The 7,536-nt window shown below is 74.1% G+C and carries 5 protein-coding genes; 4 read left to right on the top strand and 1 reads right to left on the bottom strand.

Going from position 1 to position 7,536, the window contains the following annotated elements; translation table 11 throughout:
• Positions 1-253 precede the first annotated feature (253 nt).
• Both AE652_RS30355 and moeZ read left to right on the top strand, forming a co-directional pair.
• Entirely contained in the window at positions 254-1,243 is a 990-nt protein-coding gene (locus tag AE652_RS30355) for an NAD(P)-dependent oxidoreductase (protein ID WP_049657289.1), read from the top strand.
• Between the two features lie 230 nt (positions 1,244-1,473).
• Positions 1,474-2,652: an adenylyltransferase/sulfurtransferase MoeZ gene (gene moeZ / locus AE652_RS30360; RefSeq protein ID WP_049657292.1), complete on the top strand. Its 1,179-nt coding sequence runs from the start codon at positions 1,474-1,476 to the stop codon at positions 2,650-2,652.
• Positions 2,653-2,730: 78 nt separating this feature from the next.
• Here the strand turns inward: moeZ and AE652_RS30365 are convergent, their stop codons facing one another.
• Positions 2,731-5,469, bottom strand: a complete 2,739-nt coding sequence (locus AE652_RS30365; RefSeq protein WP_234348593.1) for a lysylphosphatidylglycerol synthase transmembrane domain-containing protein — start codon at positions 5,467-5,469, stop codon at positions 2,731-2,733.
• A 135-nt stretch (positions 5,470-5,604) separates the two neighbouring features.
• Here AE652_RS30365 and AE652_RS30370 point away from each other — a divergent pair, with 135 nt between their 5' ends.
• The gene (locus AE652_RS30370) at positions 5,605-5,958 is read left to right on the top strand and encodes an MGMT family protein (protein WP_049657293.1); all 354 of its coding nucleotides are present in this window, start codon (positions 5,605-5,607) and stop codon (positions 5,956-5,958) included.
• A gap of 92 nt (positions 5,959-6,050) precedes the next feature.
• Positions 6,051-7,536 (top strand): ATP-dependent helicase (locus tag AE652_RS30375; RefSeq protein WP_049657296.1); only part of this gene is annotated, 1,486 nt, incomplete at its 3' end.

The raw sequence follows: 7,536 nt of genomic DNA on the forward strand, positions 1-7,536 counted from the left end.
GCCCTGGGGCGCTCCGCCCCGGAGGCCTGGCTGCTCGGCGGCGGCACCGTCGCGGCGGCGCTGCTGGCGTACGCCGGGGCGGTGCTCGGCCGGGCCGGCTCGCACCGGTGAGCGCCGGCCGCCCGTTCGCCACCCCCCGTTCGACGTTTGTCGGGGCCCGGTTCACGGTTCCCGCTCCCGTCCCGTTCGTTGAACTTCGTTGAATCCGTTCCGCCAGGTCGTCCCGAGCTGGCTTCGTGGAAGGACGCCCCCGATGAGGGTGCTGCTGCTGGGCGCCGACGGCTTCATCGGCCGCCGGGTCACCGATCGTCTGCTGATGGACCAGGAGTTGCAGGTGACGGTGCTCGGCCGACGCGACTCGGCCGACATCCGCTTCGACCTGACCACCGGGAGCCCGGGCGCGCTGGCCCGGTTCCTGGACGCGGTCGCGCCGCAGGTGGTGATCAACTGCGCGGGCGCCACCTACGGCAGCTCGCGCACCCTGATCCGGTCGAACACGCTGGCCGTCGCGACGGTCTGCGAGGCCATCCGGCGCTGCCGGGAGCCGGCCAGGCTGGTGCACGTCGGCTCGGCCGCCGAGTACGGGCCGGTGCCCGGCGGGGTGCCGGTCTCCGAGCAGGCCGAGCCGCGGCCGGTCGGCCCGTACGGGGTGTCCAAGCTGGCCGGGACGGAGCTGGTGCTGGCCTCCGGGCTGGACGCGGCGGTGCTGCGGGTCTTCGACGTGGTGGGCCCGGGGGCGCCGACCGCCTCGCTGTTCGGGCGGCTGGCCGAGGGCCTGCGGCGGGCGCTGGAGCGGGACGAGCACCAGGTGCGGATGCCGGACCTGTCCGGGTTCCGGGACTTCGTGGACGTCCGGGACGTCGCGCGGGCCATCCAGGCGGCCGCGGTGTCGGCCGCCACGGGGGTGGTCAACATCGGCAGCGGGCACGCCGTCCGGGCCCGGGACGCGGCCCAGCTGCTGGTGCGGGCCTCGGGCTTCGAGGGGCAGATCGTCGAGGAGAACCGGCCGGTCCTGCTGCCCGCGCAGGCCGTCGGGGCGGGCGGCGACCACCTGCCGGGCCACCACCTGCCCGGGCACCGGCCGGAGGGGCACCGGCCGGAGGGCCGGGCGGTGCCGGGCGAGCCGGTGCCGTGGCGGCAGGCGGACGTGCGCACCGCCCGGGACCGTCTCGGATGGCGGACGCAGGTGCCGCTGGAGGAGTCGCTGGGCGACGTCTGGCTGGAGACGGCCTGCCGGGTGTGAGCGCCTCCCGCGCGGCGCCCCGGGCCCGTCAACCACGGGCCCGGGGCGCCTTCCGGGGGTCCGGCCGTGGGTTCCACGATCCGGTGCCGCCCGTCTCGCCCATCGGACGGGCTGTCTCGGAATACCGGGGGCGCGTGACACTGTTGGCCTAGACAGCCACCCGAGTGGCGGAGCAGCAACCCGCAGCGAGGCTGGCCCTGGCCACCCGAACAAGACCCATCGGAGTCCCCGTGTCGTTGCCACCCCTGGTCGAGCCGGCCGCCGAGCTCACCGTTGACGAGGTCCGCCGGTACTCCCGCCACCTGATCATCCCGGACGTGGGCATGGCGGGGCAGAAGCGGCTGAAGAACGCCAAGGTGCTGTGCGTCGGCGCCGGCGGACTCGGCTCGCCGGCCCTGCTGTACCTGGCCGCCGCCGGTGTCGGCACGCTGGGCATCGTCGAGTTCGACGTGGTCGACGAGTCGAACCTGCAGCGCCAGGTGATCCACGGGCAGTCGGACGTCGGCCGCTCCAAGGCGGAGTCGGCCCGCGACTCGGTCAAGGAGATCAACCCGTACGTCGACGTGGTGCTGCACGAGGAGCGCCTCGACAACTCCAACGTCATGGAGATCTTCGCCGGCTACGACCTGATCGTCGACGGCACCGACAACTTCGCCACCCGCTACCTGGTGAACGACGCCGCGGTGCTGCTGGGCAAGCCGTACGTGTGGGGCTCGATCTACCGCTTCGACGGCCAGGCCAGCGTGTTCTGGGCCGAGCACGGCCCCTGCTACCGCTGCCTGTACCCGGAGGCCCCGCCGCCGGGCATGGTCCCCTCCTGCGCCGAGGGCGGCGTGCTGGGCGTGCTGTGCGCGTCCATCGGCTCGATCCAGGTCAACGAGGCGATCAAGCTGCTGGCCGGCATCGGCGAGCCGCTGCTCGGCCGGCTGATGATCTACGACGCCCTGGAGATGAACTACCGCCAGGTGAAGGTCCGCAAGGACCCGAACTGCGCCGTCTGCGGTGAGAACCCGACGGTCACCGAGCTGATCGACTACGAGGCCTTCTGCGGCGTCGTGTCGGAGGAGGCGCAGGCCGCCGCCGCCGGTTCGACCATCACCTCGCAGCAGCTCAAGCAGTGGCAGGACGACAAGGAGGACATCTACCTCATCGACGTCCGCGAGCCCGGCGAGTACGAGATCGTCAACATCCCCGGCGCGGTGCTGATCCCGAAGAACGAGTTCCTGATGGGCGACGCGCTGGAGAAGCTGCCGCAGGACCGGAAGATCGTGCTGCACTGCAAGTCGGGCGTGCGCTCGGCCGAGGTGCTGGCCGTGGTCAAGGCCGCGGGCTTCGGCAACGCCGTCCACCTGGGCGGCGGCGTGCTCGGCTGGGTGAACCAGATCGAGCCGCACAAGCCGGTCTACTAGGACGCGCACGGGGAAGGGCCCGCCGCGCCTTGGATTCCCAAGGTGACCGGCGGGCCCTTCCACGTGTCCGGGGGCGGCTCAGAGCGCGTTCCTGCGCTGGAGCACGTTGTAGGAGATCCAGCCCGGCAGCACCGGTAGCCAGAAGGTGAGCGCCCGGTAGAGGAAGACCGCCGGGGTGGCGACCGCGGGGGAGACGTCCGCGACGGTCAGGGCGCCGATCAGGGCGACCTCGACCGGGCCGATGCCGCCGGGGGTGGGGATCGCCGAGCCGGCCGCGTTGGCGGTCAGGAAGACCACCGCGACGGCCGAGAAGCTGACGTCGCCGCCGAAGGCCTGCACCGAGAAGTCCAGGCAGGCGGTGAAGGAGAGGGTCAGCAGCAGGATGCCGCCGAAGCCGGTGACCAGCTTGCTGGGCGTCTGCATCAGGTCGAGCATCCGCGGCACCACGCCGAAGAACAGCGAGCGCAGCCGGCCCAGCACGAACCGGCGCAGCGGCGCGACGGCGGCCACCACCAGGGCGAGCACGGCGGCGGTCAGCACGCCGATGATCACCGCGCGGGAGGCGGAGAGGTCCCCGTTGGTCTGGCTGCCGGTGATCAGGCCGAAGCTGAACAGCAGCAGCAGGTGCCCGGCCAGGCCGGCCAGCTGGGAGGCGCCGACCGAGGCCACCGCCTGGCCGGAGCGGATGCCGGCCTTCTGCAGGTAGCGGGTGTTGAGCGCGATGCCGCCGATCGCGGCGGGGGCGACCAGCTTGACGAAGGAGCCGGCCAGCTGGGCGGCGACGGTGCGCCGGAACGGCAGCTTCTCGGGCACGAAGCCGGTCAGGCTCATCGCGGCGGCGACGTAGCTGAAGGCGGCGGCGAGCAGGGCGGCCGCGGCCCAGGCCCAGTTCATCTGGGAGAGCTTCAGCTGGGCCGGTTTGATGGTGGTCAGGGCCAGGTAGGCGGCGAAGGTGAGCGCGATCACCATGATCAGGCTCTTCGGCTTCAGCCGTTCCAGCTTGGCCGGGGCCATCGGGGCCTCGGGGGCGATCTGGAGGATCTGGCCGCGGATGCGGCTCAGCAGGTCCTCGCCGGCCGCCGCGATGTCCTCCTCGGCCTGTTCCTGGGTGCGCTCGCCGGCCGCGACCTGCTCCAGCGCCCTGGCCCGGGCGGCGGCCTTGCGCTCCTTGGTGAGCTTGGCGAGGTCGACCCGGGTGGAGCGGCTCATCCCGACCGGCTGGAGCAGCGGCAGCGCCTGCGCCACCCGCTCGGCGCCGAGCACCGCGTTGGCGGTGGCGACGGCGCGCTCCGGGCCGATCCGCAGGGCGAAGGTGGTGAGCAGCTGGGCGACGTCGATCCGCAGGGTCAGGTCGGTGGCGGCGATGTCGCCGCCGGAGAGGTTGACCAGGCAGCCGGTCCGCCCGTCCACCACCAGCAGGGACTCGCCGGTGAGCCGGCGGTGGGCGATCCGGCGCTCGTGCAGGGCGGTCACCGACTGCCAGATCGAGGCCATCACCGGGTCGGTGACCTCCTCGTCGGCCAGCTCGTCCAGGGTGCGGCCCTCGACGTTCTCGTAGACCAGGATCGCGGCGTCCGGGCCGAGCTCGGAGGTGGCGACCAGCTGCGGCGCGCGGGCGCCCGAGGCGGCCGCCGCGTACGCGATCAGGGCCTCCTGCTCCAGCGCCTGGCGCAGCGACTGGGGGCTGCGGCGCACCGCCACCGAGCGCAGCCGCAGCCGCCGCCAGGCCCGGTAGAAGAAGCCGGAGGCCTGCTGCTCGCGGTCGATGATGTGCACGTCCAGCGGGGGGCCGCCCTGCTGGGTGACCTGGTAGCGGCGGGTGCCGCCGGGGGCGTCGGGGGCGCGCATGGCACCGGCCGGGGTGAAGCCGACCTTGCGCAGGCCGATCATCAGGTGCTGGCCGGTGGGCCGGATGTTGGGCGAGCCGATCGCGTACAGCGTGCCGTACGCGACGGACCAGCCGGTCAGCACGGTGAGCAGCAGCGACAGCGGGGTGGTGTAGCCGCCGAGCAGCTCGGTGACCCCGCTGAAGACCACCACCACCCACAGCGCGACCCGCCAGCGCGGTCTGCTCGACATGCCGACGGCGGTCATGTAGGCGATCACCGGGGCGAGGTAGCCGTGCACCGGGTCGGTGAGGGTGCCGGTGCTGTCCAGCGGCAGCTGGGTCAGCGCGTCCCGGATGTGGTCGGAGGCGCCTTCGGCCACCCACCAGTCGATGCCGAGCGAGACGCCGTACGCCAGCACCGAGGCGAGCACGCCGTCGGCGACCCGCAGGCCGTCGCGTTTGATCAGCCGCTCGACCGCGAAGGCCAGCGGCACGGCGAGCACCGCGACGCTGGAGAGCAGGCCGGTGATGGTGGAGAACACCGCGGAGAAGTGCGGTGCGTTGGAGGCGATGTCCTGCTCGATGCCGGTGGTGGTCGAGGTGGCGATGCCGGCCAGCACGAAGACGGCGACGATCCCGAGGACGCCGGCCAGGAAGCGGATCAGGTCGGACGGGCGGTGCGCGCGGGCGGCGAGCAGCGGCTCGTCGACGTCCAGGTGCGGGGCCTCGTCCGGCGGCTCGGGCTCCCCGGGCGGGGCGGCGGGGGCCGCGGGCGCCGGGGCGCCGGTGGTCTCGGCCGGGGGCGGGCCGGGCTGCTCGGGGGTCTTCGCGGGTGCGGGGGTCTTGATCGTCCGGTCCTTGATCAGGGAGACTTCCGGCGTCGGCCCGGGTTCGGGCCGGCCCTCGCCCCCGCTCCCGGGCGCCGACGGCACGGCGGCAGCGGACTCGTCGGAGTCCTTGTCCACGCCCACGTCAGCCGTCCCGGTCATCTGGTCTTGTCCTCGTATCACCACTCACCGCCCCGGAAGATGGTGGCATGCCCCGGCGCCCCGTGCGGGACAGGGGGCGGATCGGGCGCGGCGGATCGTACGGACGGGGCCGCGGGCGCGCCCCCGTAGGGAAGAATGCCGCAGGTGACGGACGCAACACACGACGGCCCTCCGGACGCCCTGCCGCCGTTCGCCGAACTGGTGCTCGACCTGACCGAGCGGATTCCACCCGGCCGGGTGATGACCTACGGCGACGTCGCCGAGTACCTCGGCCAGGGCGGCCCCCGACAGGTCGGCCGGGTGATGGCCCTGTACGGCGGCCCGGTGCCCTGGTGGCGGGTCGTCCGCGCGGACGGCCGGCTGCTGCCCGGGCACGAGCACCGCGCCCTCGACCACTACGGCGAGGAGGGCACCCCGCTGCGCGAACTCGCCGACCCGCCCCGGGTCGACCTCAAGCGGGCCCGCTGGGACGGTCGGCCGATTCCCTAGGGGGGCTTGACCGACGGCCGCCGCACGGACCGGACTGACAGCGCGGGACCGTAGGCTCGATACGGGCGGGTCCGACGCGGGCCCGCCCCGCCATGCCCCCTGTTCGACCCCAGGACCCGTTCGTGACCTCCCCGTACCGGCTCGTGCGCAGCCCGCTCGTCCAGCCCGACCCACCCGTGCTGGACGCCTACCAGCGCGCCGTGGTCGAGCACCCCGGCGGGCCGCTGCTGGTGCTGGCCGGGCCGGGCACCGGCAAGACCACCACCCTGGTCGAGGCGGTCGCCCGGCGGATCGAGGACGGCACCGACCCCGAGCGGATCCTCGTCCTCACCTTCAGCCGCAAGGCCGCGACGGAACTGCGCGACCGGATGTCCGGACGGCTCGGCGGCACCGCCGCCGCCCCCCAGGCCACCACCTTCCACTCCTACTGCTACGCCCTGCTGCGCGCCCACCAGGACCCGGAGGACTACGCCGAGCCGCTGCGGCTGCTCTCCGGCCCCGAACAGGACGTCATGGTCCGCGAACTGCTGGCCGGCGGCGCCGAGGACGCCAAGCTCGGCCTCGGCCGGATCGCCTGGCCGCTGGACCTGCGGGCCTGCCTGACCACCCGCGGCTTCGCCGACGAGGTCCGCGCCGTCCTCGCCCGCAGCCGCGAACTCGGCCTCGGCGAGGCCGAACTCGAGCGCTTCGCCCAAGGCGTCCAGCGCCCCGACTGGGCCGCCGCCGCGCACTTCCTCGCCGACTACCTCGACGTGCTCGACCTGCGCGGCGTCCTCGACTACGCCGAACTCGTCCACCGCGCCGTGCTGCTCGCCGAGCGCCCCGACGTCGCCGAGCAGCTGCGGCGGCGCTACGACGTCGTCTTCGTCGACGAGTACCAGGACACCGACCCCTCCCAGGTCCGGCTGCTGCGCCGGCTCGCCGGCGGCGGACGCGACCTCGTCGCGGTCGGCGACCCGGACCAGTCGATCTACGCCTTCCGCGGCGCCGACATCAACGGCATCCTCGACTTCCCCCAGACCTTCCGACAGGCCGACGGCAGCCCCGCCGAGGTCAAGGTGCTGCGGGTCTCCCGCCGCTCCGGCGCCCTGCTGCTCGCCGCCTCCCGGGAAGTCGCCCGCCGGATGCCGATGGGCCGGCTGCCCGCCGACAAGCTCGCCCAGCACCGCGCCCTGCTGCCCTCCCGCGAAGGCGGCAGGGTCGAGGTCTACACCTACCCGACCCCCGGCGCCGAACTCGACTCGATCGCCGACCTGCTGCGCCGCGCCCACCTGGAGGACGGCGTGCCCTGGGGCGAGATGGCCGTGCTCGTCCGGGCCGGCGCCCGCTCCATCCCCGGCGTACGGCGGGCCCTCGGCGCGGCCGGCGTCCCGCTGGAGATCGACGGCGACGACCTGCCGCTGCGCGAGGAGCCGGCCGTCGCCCAGCTGCTGCTCGCCCTGCGGGTCTGCGCCGAACAGGCCGCCCGCGACAAGCAGGGCGACCCGGACGCCCCCGACCCGCTCACCACCGACCTGGCGCACGCCCTGCTCACCGGCCCGCTCGGCGGCCTCGACGGCTCCGACCTGCGCCGCCTCG

This window comes from Kitasatospora sp. MY 5-36, assembly GCF_001182915.1.
In the GTDB taxonomy this organism is placed as follows: Bacteria; Actinomycetota; Actinomycetes; order Streptomycetales; family Streptomycetaceae; genus Kitasatospora.